The organism is Methylobacterium sp. TK26, from assembly GCF_055361565.1.
In genome coordinates this window covers 278,597-293,437 of sequence record NZ_CM143965.1, presented here as the reverse complement: position 1 = coordinate 293,437, position 14,841 = coordinate 278,597, and the positions used below count along the sequence as shown (strand labels likewise).

Annotated in this window: 9 protein-coding genes; 6 read left to right on the top strand and 3 right to left on the bottom strand. The window is 67.8% G+C overall.

Annotated elements, in window-relative coordinates; translation table 11 throughout:
* The first annotated feature begins 24 nt into the window (after window positions 1-24).
* The 6 genes from ACXJ1Y_RS01380 to ACXJ1Y_RS01355 all read left to right on the top strand — a co-directional run bounded on the left by ACXJ1Y_RS01380 (window position 25) and on the right by ACXJ1Y_RS01355 (window position 9,663).
* On the top strand, window positions 25-2,385 hold the full coding sequence (locus ACXJ1Y_RS01380) for a putative bifunctional diguanylate cyclase/phosphodiesterase (protein WP_463848410.1): 2,361 nt from the start codon (window positions 25-27) through the stop codon (window positions 2,383-2,385).
* A gap of 142 nt (window positions 2,386-2,527) precedes the next feature.
* Window positions 2,528-4,204, top strand: a complete 1,677-nt coding sequence (locus ACXJ1Y_RS01375; RefSeq protein WP_463848409.1) for a methyl-accepting chemotaxis protein — start codon at window positions 2,528-2,530, stop codon at window positions 4,202-4,204.
* 342 nt (window positions 4,205-4,546) lie between these two features.
* Entirely contained in the window at window positions 4,547-6,214 is a 1,668-nt protein-coding gene (locus ACXJ1Y_RS01370; protein ID WP_463848408.1) for a methyl-accepting chemotaxis protein, read from the top strand.
* A 144-nt stretch (window positions 6,215-6,358) separates the two neighbouring features.
* Window positions 6,359-9,082, top strand: coding sequence for a bifunctional diguanylate cyclase/phosphodiesterase (locus ACXJ1Y_RS01365; RefSeq protein WP_463848407.1), 2,724 nt, complete (start codon window positions 6,359-6,361; stop codon window positions 9,080-9,082).
* 75 nt (window positions 9,083-9,157) lie between these two features.
* Entirely contained in the window at window positions 9,158-9,400 is a 243-nt protein-coding gene (locus ACXJ1Y_RS01360) for a hypothetical protein (RefSeq protein ID WP_463848406.1), read from the top strand.
* 44 nt (window positions 9,401-9,444) lie between these two features.
* Complete coding sequence (locus tag ACXJ1Y_RS01355) at window positions 9,445-9,663, top strand: hypothetical protein (RefSeq protein ID WP_463848405.1); 219 nt, start codon at window positions 9,445-9,447, stop codon at window positions 9,661-9,663.
* A 58-nt stretch (window positions 9,664-9,721) separates the two neighbouring features.
* Here the strand turns inward: ACXJ1Y_RS01355 and ACXJ1Y_RS01350 are convergent, their stop codons facing one another.
* From ACXJ1Y_RS01350 to ACXJ1Y_RS01340, 3 genes are all read right to left on the bottom strand, one after another.
* On the bottom strand, window positions 9,722-11,047 hold the full coding sequence (locus ACXJ1Y_RS01350) for an HlyD family type I secretion periplasmic adaptor subunit (RefSeq protein WP_463848404.1): 1,326 nt from the start codon (window positions 11,045-11,047) through the stop codon (window positions 9,722-9,724).
* A complete protein-coding gene (locus ACXJ1Y_RS01345; protein WP_463848403.1) occupies window positions 11,044-12,768 on the bottom strand; it encodes a type I secretion system permease/ATPase in 1,725 nt (574 codons plus the stop codon). The genes ACXJ1Y_RS01350 and ACXJ1Y_RS01345 overlap by 4 nt, the downstream gene beginning before the upstream one ends.
* A gap of 83 nt (window positions 12,769-12,851) precedes the next feature.
* Window positions 12,852-14,375, bottom strand: coding sequence for a hypothetical protein (locus ACXJ1Y_RS01340; RefSeq protein WP_463848402.1), 1,524 nt, complete (start codon window positions 14,373-14,375; stop codon window positions 12,852-12,854).
* Window positions 14,376-14,841 lie beyond the last annotated feature (466 nt).

The following is a 14,841-nucleotide window of genomic DNA, read 5'->3' as shown; positions in this document are numbered from 1 at the left end:
TACAAGTCGTCCCGGGAGTTTTACATGCGTGCCATCCTAACCTGCGTTACGCAGCAGCATGATGAACGATTGCTGCTGCTGGCGGCGCTCGTCTGCATGGTTGGCATCTATGCGACCTCCGCCATCGCCTCCCATGCGGCCCGCTCCGAGGGTCTTTTGCGCAGGAAATGGGGCATCGTCAGCATCGTCGCCGGGGGCTGCACGGCCTGGGCGACGCACATGATCGCCCTGCTGGCGTTCCAGCCCGGCATGGCGGCCGGCTTCGAGCCCATTCTGACCGCAGCGTCCCTGCTCCTGGTGATCGGCGGGATCGGCCTGGGGGTCGGGCTGTCCATCGCGGCGCAACGCCGCCAGGGCCGCTTCCTGGCCGGTGTCATCATCGGCCTCGGTGTGACGGCCCTCCATTATGTCGGGCAGGCCTCCTACCGGGTCACGGGGCATGTCGTCTGGGACATGGACGTCGTCCCCCCGACCATCCTGGCCAGCCTCGGCCTGTCGGGCTTGGCCTTGATCCTTTCCGGTGAGCGCGAGCGTGTCGTGCGCCGCCTCGCCGGGCCCTTGCTCCTGTTGGCCATCGTCGTTCTCCACGTCGGGGGGATGACCGCGATGACGCTCACCTTCGATCCGGCTGTCCCGTTGCCGGACACCGCGATTGCGCCGAAGACCATCGCGCCCGTCATCGCCGCCGTCTCCTTCGGTCTGCTGACGCTCGCCTTCTTCGGGCTGCGCATGACCCTCAATGCCCGGGCGCAGATGCGCCGCGACCGCGAGCGCCTGCGCGAGTTGGCCGGCGTGGCGCTCGAAGGCTTGGCGGTGTGCGACGGCGAGTTCATCACCACCGCCAACCGCAGCCTCGAACAGCTGTCGGGCCTGACTCAGGCCCAGCTCGTCAATTGCCGTCTCACGCGGCTCCTGCCGGGGCTCGTGGCGTCCGACCTCCCGGAACAGGAGGAGCGCGAAGCCGAACTCGTCGGTGCGGACGGCCAGTCCGTTCCGGTCCGCGTGCTGCGGAAGGACATCTCCCTCGGTCACAAGCGGCAGACGGTCATCGCCTTCCGCGATCAGCGCGAACGCTTGCGCTCGGAGGCCCGCCTGCGGACCCTGGCCTTCACGGATGCCGTGACCGGGTTGCCGAACCGGGCGCGGTTCGGCGATCTGCTCTCGCACCGCGTCGCCGCCCTGCGCGAGCAGGAGGGCGGCTTCGCCGTCCTGATGCTCGACCTCGACCGCTTCAAGTTCGTCAACGACACCCTCGGGCACGCGATGGGCGACGAGTTGCTGCGCAAGGTCGCCGCCCGTCTGCAATCCGCCCTCGCCGAGGGGGACGTCGTCGCGCGTTTCGGCGGCGACGAATTCGCGATCCTGCTGCTGGATAAAACCGCCGTCTCGAACCCCGAGGCCGTCGCCGCGCGGCTCGTCGCGGCGATCGACCGGGCCTTCCTGCTCGACAATCAACTGGTCCATGTCGGCGCGAGCGTCGGCATCGCCATCGGCCGCCAGGACGGACATGACGGGGACGAATTGCTGCGGCACGCCGACCTCGCCCTCTACAAGGCCAAAGCCGAGGGCAAGGGAACGTTCAGGCTGTTCGAGCCGGCCTTGGCGGCGCAGATGTTGGTGCGCAGCCGCCTCGAGGCCGACATGCGCCGCGCCCTGACGGCCGGCGAGTTCGAACTGCACTATCAACCCCTGGTCGATGCGCAGACCGGAGCGGTGACGGCCGCCGAGGCCCTGGTCCGCTGGCGTCATCCGGAGCAGGGCCTCATCCCCCCTGCGGACTTCATCCCCCTCGCGGAGGAGACCGGCCTGATCGCGCAACTCGGCGCCTGGGTGCTCCGCACCGCGTGCACCCATGCGGCGGGCTGGCCGAACACGATCGCGCTCGCGGTCAACCTGTCGCCGGTCCAGTTCCGCGACGACCGGCTTCCCGACGTGGTGGCGTCGATCCTGGCTGCCACCGGGTTCGCCGCCGACAGGCTCGAACTGGAGATCACCGAGGGCGTGATGCTCGAGGACGAGGCCCGCACCCTCGCGCTGCTGACCAAGCTCAAGGCCATCGGCGTGTCCCTCGCCATGGACGATTTCGGAACCGGCTACTCGTCGCTCAGCTACCTGCGCCGCTTCCCGTTCTCCAAGATCAAGATCGACCGGTCCTTCATCCGCATGCTCCCGGAGGACAGCGAGAGCGCCGCCATCGTCCGGGCCATCATCACCATGGGGGCGTGCCTCGGCATGGCGACGACGGTCGAAGGCGTCGAGACCGCCGAGCAATATGCCTTCGTCGCCGCCGAGCAATGCGATCAGGTTCAAGGATACCACGTCAGCCGTCCGCTGCCGTACTTGGACTTCCTGGCCTTCCTTAACCTTTCGAAGATGGCCGCCTGAGTATCCCGGTGACGGGTCGTTAGGTTTATCGAACAAATCCTGCAAAGCACGCGACGCTCGGTCCGGAAGATCGTTGTTTGGCCGCCGGAGTACGGCGGCTCACCCTGGGTAGAGCCCAATCATCCCCATCCTCGGACCCGTTATGACCACCCGCATCGGTACTCGCATCCAGGCGATCACAGTGACCGCCCTCGTCGGCATGGCCGCGTTGATCGCGCTGGCCACCTGGGATTTCTCCCGCGCCATCACCGATGCAAGGGCGTTGAAGACGCGCGATCTCGTCCAGACCGCCCAGGGTGTGCTGACGTATTTCGAGGGTGAGGAGCGCGCGGGCCGCTTGAGCCGAGACGCGGCGCAGAAGGCCGCCGTGGCCGCGGTGCGCGGCCTGCGCTACGCCGGCAGCGAGTATTTCTGGATTCAGGACATGGCCCCCCGGATGGTGTTCCATCCGAAAGCGGAGCTGATCGGGACCGATCTTTCGGCCGTCACCGACCCGAGCGGGAAGCACTTCTTCGCCGACATGGTGGATGTCGTGAAGACCTCCGGCGGCGGCTCCGTCCCCTATCTCTGGCTGAAGCCCGGCGTGGAACAGCCGGTGGCGAAGATCTCCTATGTCCAGGGCTTCGCGCCCTGGGGCTGGATCATCGGTTCGGGCATCTACGCCGACGATACGGCCGCGCAGTTGCAGCCGACGCTGGTGAGGCTCCTGGCGGGCGCGGCGGTCGCGTTCGGCCTCATCGCGATCCTGGCGACGCTGATCGGTCGCGGCGTGACGCGGCCCATCCGCGCCCTCACCGAATCCATGGAAGGGCTCGCCTCGGGCCATCTCGATCAGGCGATCCCGAAGGCCGCCCACGCCGAAGAGATCAACCGCATGATCGGCGCGGTCCAGGTGTTCAAGGACAACCTGATCCGCACCCGGCAGCTCGAAGCCGACACCGCGCAGGCCCGGCTCGCGGCCGAGGAGCAGCGCAAGGCCGGCATGCGGCAGATGGCCGACGGCTTCGAGGCGGCGGTGGGCGGGATCATCGGCATGGTCTCCTCCTCGGCCACCGAGTTGCAGGCCACGGCCGGCGCCATGAGCGGCACCGCCGCCGAGACCGCCGCCCAGTCCACCGCCGTCGCGGCGGCCGCCGAGGAAGCCGGCAGCAACGTCGCCACGGTCGCGGCGGCGGCCGAGGAGTTGGGCTCCTCCGTCCAGGAGATCGGGCGGCAGGTGGACGGGTCCGCCAGCATCGCGCGGGAGGCGGTGATCGCGGCCGACCAGACGGGGGCGCTGGTGCAGGACCTCAGCGGCGCGGTGGAGCGGATCGGCGACGTGGTCGGGCTGATCTCCTCCATCGCCGGCCAGACGAACCTGCTGGCGCTCAACGCCACGATCGAGGCGGCGCGGGCCGGCGAGGCCGGCAAAGGCTTCGCCGTGGTGGCCGCCGAGGTGAAGGAGCTGGCCAGCCAGACGGCGCGGGCGACGCAGGAGATCGCCGGGCAGATCGGCCGGATCCAGGGCTCGACGGGCCAAGCGGTGGCGGCCATCGGCGGCATCACCCAGCGGATCCGCGACATCAGCGCCACGGCGACCTCGATTGCGGCGGCGGTGGAGCAGCAGGGCGCGGCGACGCAGGAGATCGTCCGGAACGTATCTCAGGCGGCCGCCGGGACGGGGGAGGTCACGGGCAACATCACCGGCGTCGCGCAGGCCGCCGAGGAGACGGGGGCCGCCGCCACGCAGGTGCTCGGCGCGGCCTCGGAACTCTCGCGGCAATCCGAGCACCTGACGGCCGAAGTCGCCCGCTTCCTGGCGACCGTGCGCGCGGCGTAATCCGCCATCGGTTCGGAATTCGGCTGTGTGGGACATTCCGCCGCGCGCGGCAGGGAATGTCCCATGGGTGGATCTTACGCCGAGATTACAACCTACGGTAACGGACGTGCTCGCGATGGAGATTCCCTGATAGCGATTCTCATCCAATCATCGCTTTCTAGTTGTATTTGTGACTGTACACTCGCCAGATCACATGTCAGAGATTGCTTCTAGTTGCGCATAGTTGCAGTATTCGTAGAAACAAATCTTAATTGGTCCGAGATAAGTGTGCGGGACTAGATCGGGTCTGCTCGCCTGGGCTCACTCCCGGATTTCAGAGCCTTAGGGTTTCACCGCATGCAAATGACCATCAAACTCCGGCTCATCGCGCTGCTCGGCAGCCTGGGGCTGGTGCTGCTCGCGACGGCGGCGCTCGGCAATTTCGCCCTTCATTGGAGCCATCAGAGTCTCAAGACGGTCTTCGACGATCGCGTCGTGTGTCTTCGGCAATTCAGCGTCATCCGCGATGCCTATGACGACATGATCGATGCCTCGCGCCTGATGCGCAGCAAGAAGATCGATCTGGCGCAGGCCAAGGACAGGATCGAGCGCGATCTGTCGAAGCTCCACAAAGAGTGGGCGGATTATCAAGCCACCAACCTGACACCGGAAGAGGCGATCCTCGCCAACGACCTGCGGGCGCGGATCGATCGGAACGACGCGATCGTCGCCGAGATCCTAACGCGCATCGCCGCCGGTGCCGGCTCGGATTTCGACACCCCGCACGCGGAACTGCTCACGAGCATGCAGGCCACCAACGCCACGCTGAGCAAGCTGAGCGCGTTGCAGGTCCGGGAAGCCGAAGCGGAGTTCCGCCGCTCCGAGGCGACCGCCGGCTGGTCGCGCCTCGCGCTCCTGGCCGCGCTCGGCCTCACCGCCCTCAGCATCGCCTACGGCGTCTACACGATCGTCGCGCAAATCGCCCGCCCGCTCGGCAGCCTCGTCAACGTGCTGCAGCGGATGGCGCGCGGCGAGATCGACGCCGAGATCCGCGAAGCCGCCCGTGGCGACGAGATCGGCGCCGTCGGCAAGGCGGTGGAGGGCATCAAGGCCATGGTCGCCCGCAAGGCGGCCGAGGAGGCCGAGGTCAAGCGCCGCGCCGACGAAGCCGCCGCCGCCGAGCGGAAGCGCACCATGATCGAGCTTGCCGACGGCTTCGAGCGCGCCGTCGGGGGCATCGTCGGCATGGTGTCGTCCTCGGCGACGGAACTCCAGGCCACCGCCCAGCAGATGACCGCCACCGCCCAGGAGACCGCCGCGCAATCCACCACCGTCGCGGCGGCCGCGGAGGAGGCCGCCTCCAACGTCAACACCGTCGCCGCCGCCGCCGAGGAACTCGGCTCGTCGGTCCAGGAGATCGGCCGGCAGGTGCAGGGGTCCGCGAGCCTCGCGCATCTCGCGGTGAACGAGGCCGATCAGACCGGCCTCCGCGTGCAGGAACTGAGCGAAGCGGTCTCCCGCATCGGCGATGTCGTCGGGCTGATCTCCACCATCGCCGGACAGACCAACCTCCTCGCCCTCAACGCCACCATCGAGGCGGCGCGGGCCGGTGTCGCGGGCAAGGGCTTCGCGGTGGTCGCGTCCGAAGTGAAGGCGCTCGCCGAGCAGACCGCCAAGGCGACGAACGAGATCTCCGGGCAAATCCTGCGGATTCAAACCTCCACGAGCCAAGCCGTGACGTCGATGACGGGCATCACCGGGCGGATCCGGGAGATCAGCGGCGTGGCGACCTCGATCGCCGCCGCCGTCGAGGAGCAGGGTGCCGCCACGCAGGAGATCGTCCGCAACGTCTCGCAGGCCGCGCAGGGCACCGGGGAGGTCACGAGCACCATCTCCAGCGTCGCCGGAGCGGCCGAGGAAACCGGGGCGGCGGCAAGCCAGGTGCTGGGCTCGGCCTCCGAGCTGTCACGCCAATCCGAGCATCTGGCCGCCGAAGTCGGGCGTTTTCTGACGACCGTGCGCGCGGCCTGATACCGGGGACGACCGGCTCATCCGGGGCCGGTCGTCCTCGATTTTAACTGTTTGTTCAATATTGGCGTCGCCGAAAGCGCGGCAAATTTGCTCTCGTCTCACTGTTTCAACGTCCAGGTAACTTGACACTGTTTAATTGCTTGCATGGAAATCGCGAGCGGGGTTTCGGTGCCGCAGATAAGGTCGATCATTGCTTCTCATCACCGCCCGGTCGCGGTGGTCGTAGCGGCATTCGTCGTTCTGACGATCCTGATCACCTTGGGCGCGACCCTCTTCCTCGCCGATATCCATCGCCAAGCGGTGAGCGAGGTCGAGCACAATCTGGTCGGGCTCTCGACCGTACTCGCCGATCAGGCCGACCGTTCCCTCCAGGCCATGGAGATGGTGCAGGACGCGATCATCCAAGATTTCACGGATGCGAATGTCGCGACACCCGCGACCTATGCCGCGATGGCCCGGCGGGAAACCCTGCACAACGGGCTCAGGGCCCGCATCGCGGCGCTGCCGCAGGTGAACGCCATCACCCTCATCGACCACAAGGGCAAGCTTCTCAACTTCACCCGATACTGGCCGATCCCGGATGTCGACATCTCGGACCGGGACTATTTCAAAGCGCTCGCTACGGATTCCAGTATGCTGCGCTTCGTCGGGCAGCCCGTGCGCAACCGTGGTGACGGCGCCTGGACGATCTACATCGCCCGCAAGATCACGGCCCCCGATGGGACGTTTCTCGGGCTCGTCCTCGGCGCGGTCGAACTCGGCTACTTCGAACGCCTCTACCAGCAAATCTCGCCCAGCGAAGACGCCGTCGTCTCGATGTTTCGCAACGACGGCATGCTGCTCGTGCGCCATCCTCGCCGAGCGGACGTCATCGGCAGGGTCTTCCCGACCACGGGTGCCGCACTGATCGCGGCCAGGAATCCGGACGGCGGCGTCCTGCGCAACGTCAGCCCGATCGACGGCCTCGAACGGCTCATCGCGACGAAGGCCCTCGCCCGCTATCCCATCATCCTCAGCATCAGCCGCACGACCGATGTGAGCCTCGCCCCCTTCCGCCGGCAGGCATTCGCCGTCGGGATGGCGGGTATCCTTCTGGTGACGTGTATCGGCAGCCTTCTTCTGCTCTTCCTGCGTCAGGCCCGGGCCGAACGGCGCATGGCGGGCGCCGAGGAACGCGTGCGCGGCGAGCACGAGTTGCGGACGCATTATGAGCGTTTCGGCGTCGCGCTGGACAACATGATCCAGGGCCTCTGCCTCTTCGACGCCGATCAGCGGCTCGTCGTCATGAACGCCCGCTTCGTCGAGCTCTACGACATCCCCGATCACCTGCGGCAGCCGGGCGTGAGAGCGGAGGACGTGCGCGGCTATCTCGTGACCCTCCGTGGGACGACGATGGGCAACTGGGACAGTGTGGCGACCTCGCCCGATGGGGACGCCCAATCCCTTACGCCCACCATCGTCCACACGAACACCCATCGGGACATCAGCGTCCTGCGCGTCCCCGTCCCCGGCGGGGGCTGGGTGTGCACCCACGAGGACGTCACGGAGCAGCGCCGGAGCGAGGAACGCATGCGCTTCCTGGCGACCCATGACGTGCTGACGAGACTGCCCAATCGCATCCAGTTCGAGGAGCTGGTCGCGCGGAAGCTGGCCGCCTGCGCCACGTCGGGAGGCGAGTTCGCGCTTCTCTGCCTCGACCTCGACGGCTTCAAGCAGGTCAACGACATGTTCGGCCATGCCGCCGGGGACCATGTGCTCACCGACGTCGCCGCACGCCTGAGCGATCTCCTCGGCCAGAACTGCATCGCCGCCCGCCTCGGCGGCGATGAATTCGCCGTGCTGGCGACCGACCTCGACGCGCTCAAGACGTCTGCCATGGCCGCGCAGGCGGTCATCGACGCGCTCTGTATCCCCTACGCGGAGGGCGAACGGCAGATCGACATCGGGTGCAGCATCGGCATCGCCTCCTATCCCGGCGACGGCGACACCTACGAGCGCCTGCTCAAGGCGTCCGACATGGCGCTGGTGCACGCCAAGAACGAGGGCAAGGGAGGCTATCGCTTCTACGAGCCGGCGATGGATGTGGCCGCGCGCGCGCGGCAGCAACTGGCCCTCGACCTCAGGGCGGCCCTCGGGACCGACCAGTTCCAGCTGCATTACCAGCCGCAATTCGACGTCGCGACGAACCAAGCCACCGGTTTCGAGGCGCTCCTGCGCTGGACGCATCCGATCCTCGGGCCGATTTCGCCCGTGCAATTCATCCCGCTCGCGGAGGAGACGGGGCTCATCCTGCCGCTTGGCGAGTGGGTGCTCCGCGAGGCCTGCCGCTGCGCCGCCACCTGGGCGCAGCCCCTCAGCATCGCGGTCAACCTTTCGATTGCCCAGTTCCGGCAGGCCAATCTGTGCGACCTCGTTCGCGACGTGCTGGACGAAACCGGGCTCCTGCCCAGCCGCCTCGAATTCGAGGTGACGGAAAGCCTGTTCCTCGAACGGACGGCGCGGTCGGAGGAGATCCTACGCGACCTGAGGACCCTCGGAGTGCGGATCTCGATCGACGATTTCGGGACAGGCTATTCCTCGCTGGCCACGCTGCAGGCGTTTCCGTTCGATAAGATCAAGATCGACCGCTCGTTCGTCGGGCAGATCGGCATCACCGAAAAGGGGGCCGCGATCGTCAGGGCCATCATCAGCCTCGGGAACAGCTTGAACGTTCCGGTGATCGCGGAGGGAATCGAAACCGAGAACCAGCTCGCGTTCCTGAGGCAGCATCACTGTGCGGAATTTCAGGGCTACCTGCGCGGCAAGCCGCTGCCGATCTCCGCGTATCATGCACTGACCGCACCGCGCGAAGAACTCCGCGTAGCGTGATCGTCCCCATCCTGGCGAGGGGACAAGAGGCGCGTTCCGGCTTGGTGGCGGCGGGTGAGCGTGGCATTGTGCGGGATGACTGATCTTGCATACACGGGTTTCCGCTTCACCTGGGATCGCCCCGACGCCAGCGCGCCGAAGGGAATGGCGCAGGTGCAGTGTCTGGTGATCGCCAGAGCGCTCTCGGACGCGCGACGCATCCTGGAAGCCACGGTCACGGGAAGCTCGCGAGGCCTCCAGCTTGTCAAAAGCGGCCCCGATGTTCTCCAGGCAGCCAAGGCCGCCGGCTTGAACGAGGATGAAGGCGGCGTGCAGTGAGGGCACGCGCGGTGCGGTGCGCTCAATCTTATACGTAGGCGCAAATGGCTTGGATTGAGCTGACGGACAGCACGAACCACAAGGTTCTCGTCAACACAGACCAGATCGTCCGAATAGACCATCGGTTCAACGGCGGCAGCATCCTGCACACAGTGGCGACGCGAAGCAAAGAAGGCAGGCTGATCAGCAATTTCGAGGTTCAGGAAGATCAGACGACTATCGAGACGATCATGAGCAAGGCCCATATCGTCGTCTCTCGCTGAAGTTTATCGCCGCTGGATACCGGTGATCGCCTGACCATCGGCTCGCGGGCTGGGCCCTTCATTTCTCGCGGAAGGCGCGCCGGGCCTGATCGACCAGGGGCTTCGTCAGGTACGATAGGACCGTCCGGTCGGCGGTGCGGATGAAGGCTTCCACCGGCATGCCGGGGATCAGCTTCGCCCCGTCCAATCGGCTGAGTTCGTCCTTCGTCACCCCGAGGCGAACGAGGTAGTAGAAGCTCCCCGTCCGCTTGTCCTCGCTCACGTCGGCGGCGACGCGGCTCACGCGCCCGTTCAGTTCCGGCGTGGTGCGCTGGTCGAAGCTCGGAAAGCGCAGGCCGGCGGCCTGACCGGTTTGCAACCGGTCGATGTCCTGGGGCGCCACGCGGACCTCCACCACCAGGGAATCGGCCGTGGGCACGATGAGCATGATCGGCTCGCCGGGCGTGATGACCCCGCCGCGGGTATGCACGGACAACTCGTGCACGTAGCCCGTCTGCGGCGCGCGGATCTCGATGCGCTGCAACTGGTCGAAGGCGGTGATCCTCTGCTCGGTGAGGGTCGCAGCCTTGGCCCGGTTCTCCGCCAATTCCTTCGCGACCTCGCTGCGGAGGTTCTGCTCCAACTGGATGATCTGCAATTCGGTCTCGGAGATCTTGCCCTTGGTCTGGGCGATGGTCGCGACGAGGACGCCGCGCTCGCCCTTCAGGCGGGACATGTCGCGCTCCAGGCTGGTAAGCCGGTTGAGCTGGACGAGATTGCGCTTCCAGAGACCTTCGACGCCCTCGTATTCGCGCCCGATGATCGCCGTCTCCTGCTCCTTGGCGGCCGATTGCTCTTCGAGCCCCTTGATCTCCTCGCGCAACTGCCCGATCCGCTGCTGCAACTGCGCCTTCTGGCCGTCGCGCGCATCGCGCCGGAACCGGAACAGCTTGCGTTCCCCGTCTATGATCCGCGCGACCTCGGCACCAGCCCCCGTCAGGTCGGCCGGGACGGTGATCGCGTCGCGGCCGTCGCGCTCCGCCTCCAGGCGGGCGTTGCGGGCGGCGATCTCCCACAGGCTCTTGCTCACGCTGTCGAAGGTGGCCCGCGTCGTCGTGGCGTCCAGCCGGATCAGGAGGTCGCCGGCCTGCACCCGCGCCCCTTCCTGCACCAGCAGGTCCGCGACCACGCCGCCGGTCGGATGCTGGACCTTCTTGATGTTGCTCTCGACGACGAGGGAGCCGGAGGCGATGATCGCACCGGAGAGTTCCGTCGCCCCGGTCCAGGCCCCAGCACCGAGCGCCACCGCGATGATAACGCCGACCCCCGCGATGTGGCGCCTGAGCGAGCGACGCGTGCCTGCCGTGGGATCGGCGGCGCCCGTGGGCGTGTCGGGCTTCGTCATGCGACCCTCGTGGGAACCTGCCGCGTCAGCGCGTTCAGCTTGGCGAGCACGTCGTCGCGCGGCCCGTGCAGCTGCACCCTCCCCTCGGCGAGGACCAGGATCCGGTCCACCGCCGTCAGGGCGCTCGGCCGATGCGCGACGACGACGGCGATGCCGCCCCGGGCCCGCACCGCCTGCACGGCGGCCGACAGGGCCCGGTCGCCCTCGACATCGAGGTTGGAATTCGGCTCGTCGAGGACGACGAGGAACGGGTCGCCGTAGAGCGCCCGCGCCAGAGCGATCCGCTGCCGCTGGCCGCCGGACAGGCCGAGGCCCCCCGGCCCGACGCGCGCATCGTAGCCGCCCGGCAGCCGCAGCACGACATCGTGGACGCCCGCCGCCCGCGACGCGCGGAGAAGGGCTTCCGGGTCGGGCTCCGCGTCGAACCGCGTGATGTTCTGGGCGATCGTGCCGTCGAACATCTCGATATCCTGCGGAAGGTAGCCCACCGCGCGGCCGATTGCGTCGGGGTCCCATTGGTCGATGGCGGCGCCGTCGAAGCGGATCACACCCCGGCTCGGACGTGCGAGCCCGACCAGGGCGCGGGCGAGGGTCGACTTGCCGGACCCGCTGGGTCCGATCACGCCCAGCGCGCTCCCGGGGGCGAGGGCGACGTTGACATCGTGAAGAACCAGCGTGTCCGTGCCGGGGGCGGCGATGGTCAGGGCGGTGATCCGCACGCTCTCCCGCGGCGCCGGGAGGGGCGTGAGGGCGGCCGGGTCCCGCCGGGGCAGGAAGACGACGAGCCGTGTCCAGGCCTGGCGGGCCGCCGAGAAGGATTTCCAGTTGGCGATGGCAAGATCGACCGGCGCCAGGGCGCGGGCCGAGAGGACGGTCGCGGCCAGCATCACCCCCGCCGTCGCCTCTTCCCGCACCACCAGATAGGCGCCGAGGCCGAGGATGCCCGATTGCAGCACGGTGCGCGTCAGGCGCGCGGCGGCGCCGAAGCCGATGGCGAGGTCGTTGCCGGTGATCGCCGTGTCGAGGTTCCGGTTCGCCCGGTCCTGCCAGAGCGCCGTCATCCGCGCGCGCATGCCGAGGGCCGACAGGAGGGGCGCCGTCCGGTGCGCCATGTCGATGAAGGCGCGGCGCTCGCCAGCCACGCGCACGCCCTCACGGGTCGAGGCGGCGGTGGCCCAGTCGGTCACGAGGGTCAGCAGGCACAGGAGCACCGCACCGGCGGTTATGGCCGTGCCGAGCCACGGGTGGAACAGGAAGCAGACGGCGATGTAGAGCGGCACCCAGGGCAGATCGAAGAACGCCGTGAAGGCGAGGCTCGCGAGGAAGCCGCGCACGGTGTCGAGATCGCGCAGGGCCTGCGGGCCCTCGTCGGTGCGGGGCATCTCGGCGCCGCGCGCCAGCAGGGTGCGGAAGATGCGCCCGCCGAGCCGCTCCTCCACGAGGCGGCCGAAGCGGGCGAGAATCCGGGCGCGGAAGATCTCCAAGATGCTCTGAATGAGGAACAGCATCAGCGCGATGCCGGCGAGGCCCACCAGCGTCGCGACGCTCCGGCTCGGCAACACGCGGTCGTAGACCTGCAGCATGAAGATCGGCGCCGTCAGCATCAGCACGTTGACGAGGCCGCTGGCGACCATGACCGTGACGAGGGAGGCGCGGCCGGCCCAGGCCGCCGCCCAGAATTCCCGCCGTGTCGCGGCACGCACCTCACGCTCGTCGCTCATGGACGCAACTCCAGCTTCTCGATGGTGCCGGGGACGTGCATTCGGGCGGCCCCCGCCACGGTGTGTGGCGGGGGCGCCGACGCTCAGAGGCCGAGCAGGTGGAGGCCGGTCGTCGCGCTATGGGCCATCGGATCGGCGTGTGCCGCTTGGGCATGGCCGCCGAGGTCGAGGGAGGCGAGGCCGAGATCGCCCATCAGGTCGTGCGAGATTCCGGCCTCGGCCGGAGCGGCCGTCGCCACCGGCACGATGGCGTGGAGCTGCCCGACGAGGGAATCGGCCGTTGCGCCGGTCGCGGGGAAAGCGATGTGGTCCCCCGTCAGAAGGTTGGCACTGACAGCGCTCGGCTCGCCGGCCGGTGCGGTCAGCGCGCTCGCCTGAACGGTGTGGGAGGCGTCCGTGCCCGGCGACAGGACGGCGACGTCGGCGGCGGGTGTCGCCGTCGCAGGGCCGGCCGTGAGATCGACCAGCGGATGGCTTCCGGCCGCGTCGCCCGCCAAGCCCCCGAGCAGACCGCCGAGCGGCGCTCCTTCGCCGCCGAGACCGCTCGCGAGGCCGGTGACGCCGCCGAGAAGAGTGCCCGCCGCGCCCGTCACCGCACCGGTATCGGTCAGGATCGGCGACAGCGCGGAGACGCCCTGCCCCTGGACGAGCCCGCCCGGCAGGTCCGCGACGTCGGTGAGAAGGGTGCCGCTCTGCCCGAGATGGCCGAGCCCGATGGTCTCGCCGAGGCCGGTCAGACCATGGATGGCATCGTTCAGCGGCGCCACCTCATGCCCCACGGTCTCGAGGGTCGTGTGGAGATTGAGGATGCCGGAATTTGCGAGGGTGGCGACCGGCGCCAGGGGACCATCGCCTGTCAGAAGGCCGCCATTGCCGAGCGTTCCGGTCAAGGAGCCCACCAGCGTGTCGGCGGCACCGAAGGCATGGGCGAGATCCGTCAGCACCGGGCTCACCGAAGCCAGCCCGCCGCCGCTCAGGACGGAGCCGGGCAGCGTGGACAGATCGGTCAGCAGCGTGCCCGCCTCACCGAGATGGCCGAGCCCGACCGTCTCGCCGAGGCCCGTCACCGCATGGAGCGGCGCGTTGAGCACGGGGTTCTGATGCCCGGCCTCCTCCAGGGTGGCATGGGTCTGGAGCACCGCCTGATTGAGGATCGTCTCCACGGGAGCGAGAACGCTGCCGCTGCCGACGAGACCGTTACCGGCCACGGGCGCTGCTGCGACGGCATCGACCAGCCCGTTGGCACTCGTGGCGACGCTTCCCGCATCGGTGAGGATCGGAGCGAGGTTGCCGGTATCGGTCGGGTTCGCGGCGACGCCGCCGAGATCCGTCAGGAGGTTGCCGCCCTCACCCAGATGGCCGAGCCCGATCGTCTCGCCGAGGGCGGTCAGACCGTGAAGCGGGCCGTTCGCAGGCGCGACCTCATGGCCGACGGTCTCAAGCTGCGCATGCGTGTCGAGGACGATCTGGTTGGCCGGGGCCGAGAGGACATCCGGAAGCAGCGACGGATCGGAATGACCAGACTCGGCATCCGTTGCGCCTTCGGTGAGGGATGCAATCGGGCCGAGACTGCCAAGTTGTGCGGTCGAGAGAGCCGTCGAAGACAAGAATGCGCCCGGCCCGCCGAGCCATTCGAGGGAACGCGAAGACGAACCGAGCAGGGAAAGGGGAGATGTGGACATGAAAGCCTCCTGTTTCCCCGCCCAACATCCAGATTCAATTCTGGGTTGCAGAAGCCGCGTCTCCGGTCCCTTCGCGTAGTAAATAGTGAGTTATAGGTCCGCGCCAATTTATGGGAAGATAGCATGATATCTTGCCCGAGATGCCGTACTGCGAATGCAAAATCCAGTATGCTACATATGAAACTCGTATTAAATTTCCGGTGTGCCGCAACCACACGGTTTCCGGTCACGCCTTATTAACTCTGGCCCTCTCACACCGTGAACTCGCTCATAGGTTGTAAGTTGACCGACATCGTGTTGTTTGCCGGTGACAAGCATGCCGCACTCGATCTTCATCAAGGAACGAAAAGGCGACGTCGGGCGTCCGCCGGAACTGATCGCATACGATATC

Excerpts from the sequence above, each read along its gene's own strand:
- ACXJ1Y_RS01350 (WP_463848404.1), bottom strand. The coding sequence starts at position 11,047 with ATGACGAAGCCCGACACGCCCACGGGCGCCGCCGATCCCACGGCAGGC.
- ACXJ1Y_RS01380 (WP_463848410.1), top strand. The coding sequence starts at position 25 with ATGCGTGCCATCCTAACCTGCGTTACGCAGCAGCATGATGAACGATTG.
- ACXJ1Y_RS01375 (WP_463848409.1), top strand. The coding sequence starts at position 2,528 with ATGACCACCCGCATCGGTACTCGCATCCAGGCGATCACAGTGACCGCC.
- ACXJ1Y_RS01360 (WP_463848406.1), top strand. The coding sequence starts at position 9,158 with ATGACTGATCTTGCATACACGGGTTTCCGCTTCACCTGGGATCGCCCC.
- ACXJ1Y_RS01355 (WP_463848405.1), top strand. The coding sequence starts at position 9,445 with ATGGCTTGGATTGAGCTGACGGACAGCACGAACCACAAGGTTCTCGTC.
- ACXJ1Y_RS01370 (WP_463848408.1), top strand. The coding sequence starts at position 4,547 with ATGACCATCAAACTCCGGCTCATCGCGCTGCTCGGCAGCCTGGGGCTG.
- ACXJ1Y_RS01345 (WP_463848403.1), bottom strand. The coding sequence starts at position 12,768 with ATGAGCGACGAGCGTGAGGTGCGTGCCGCGACACGGCGGGAATTCTGG.
- ACXJ1Y_RS01365 (WP_463848407.1), top strand. The coding sequence starts at position 6,359 with ATGGAAATCGCGAGCGGGGTTTCGGTGCCGCAGATAAGGTCGATCATT.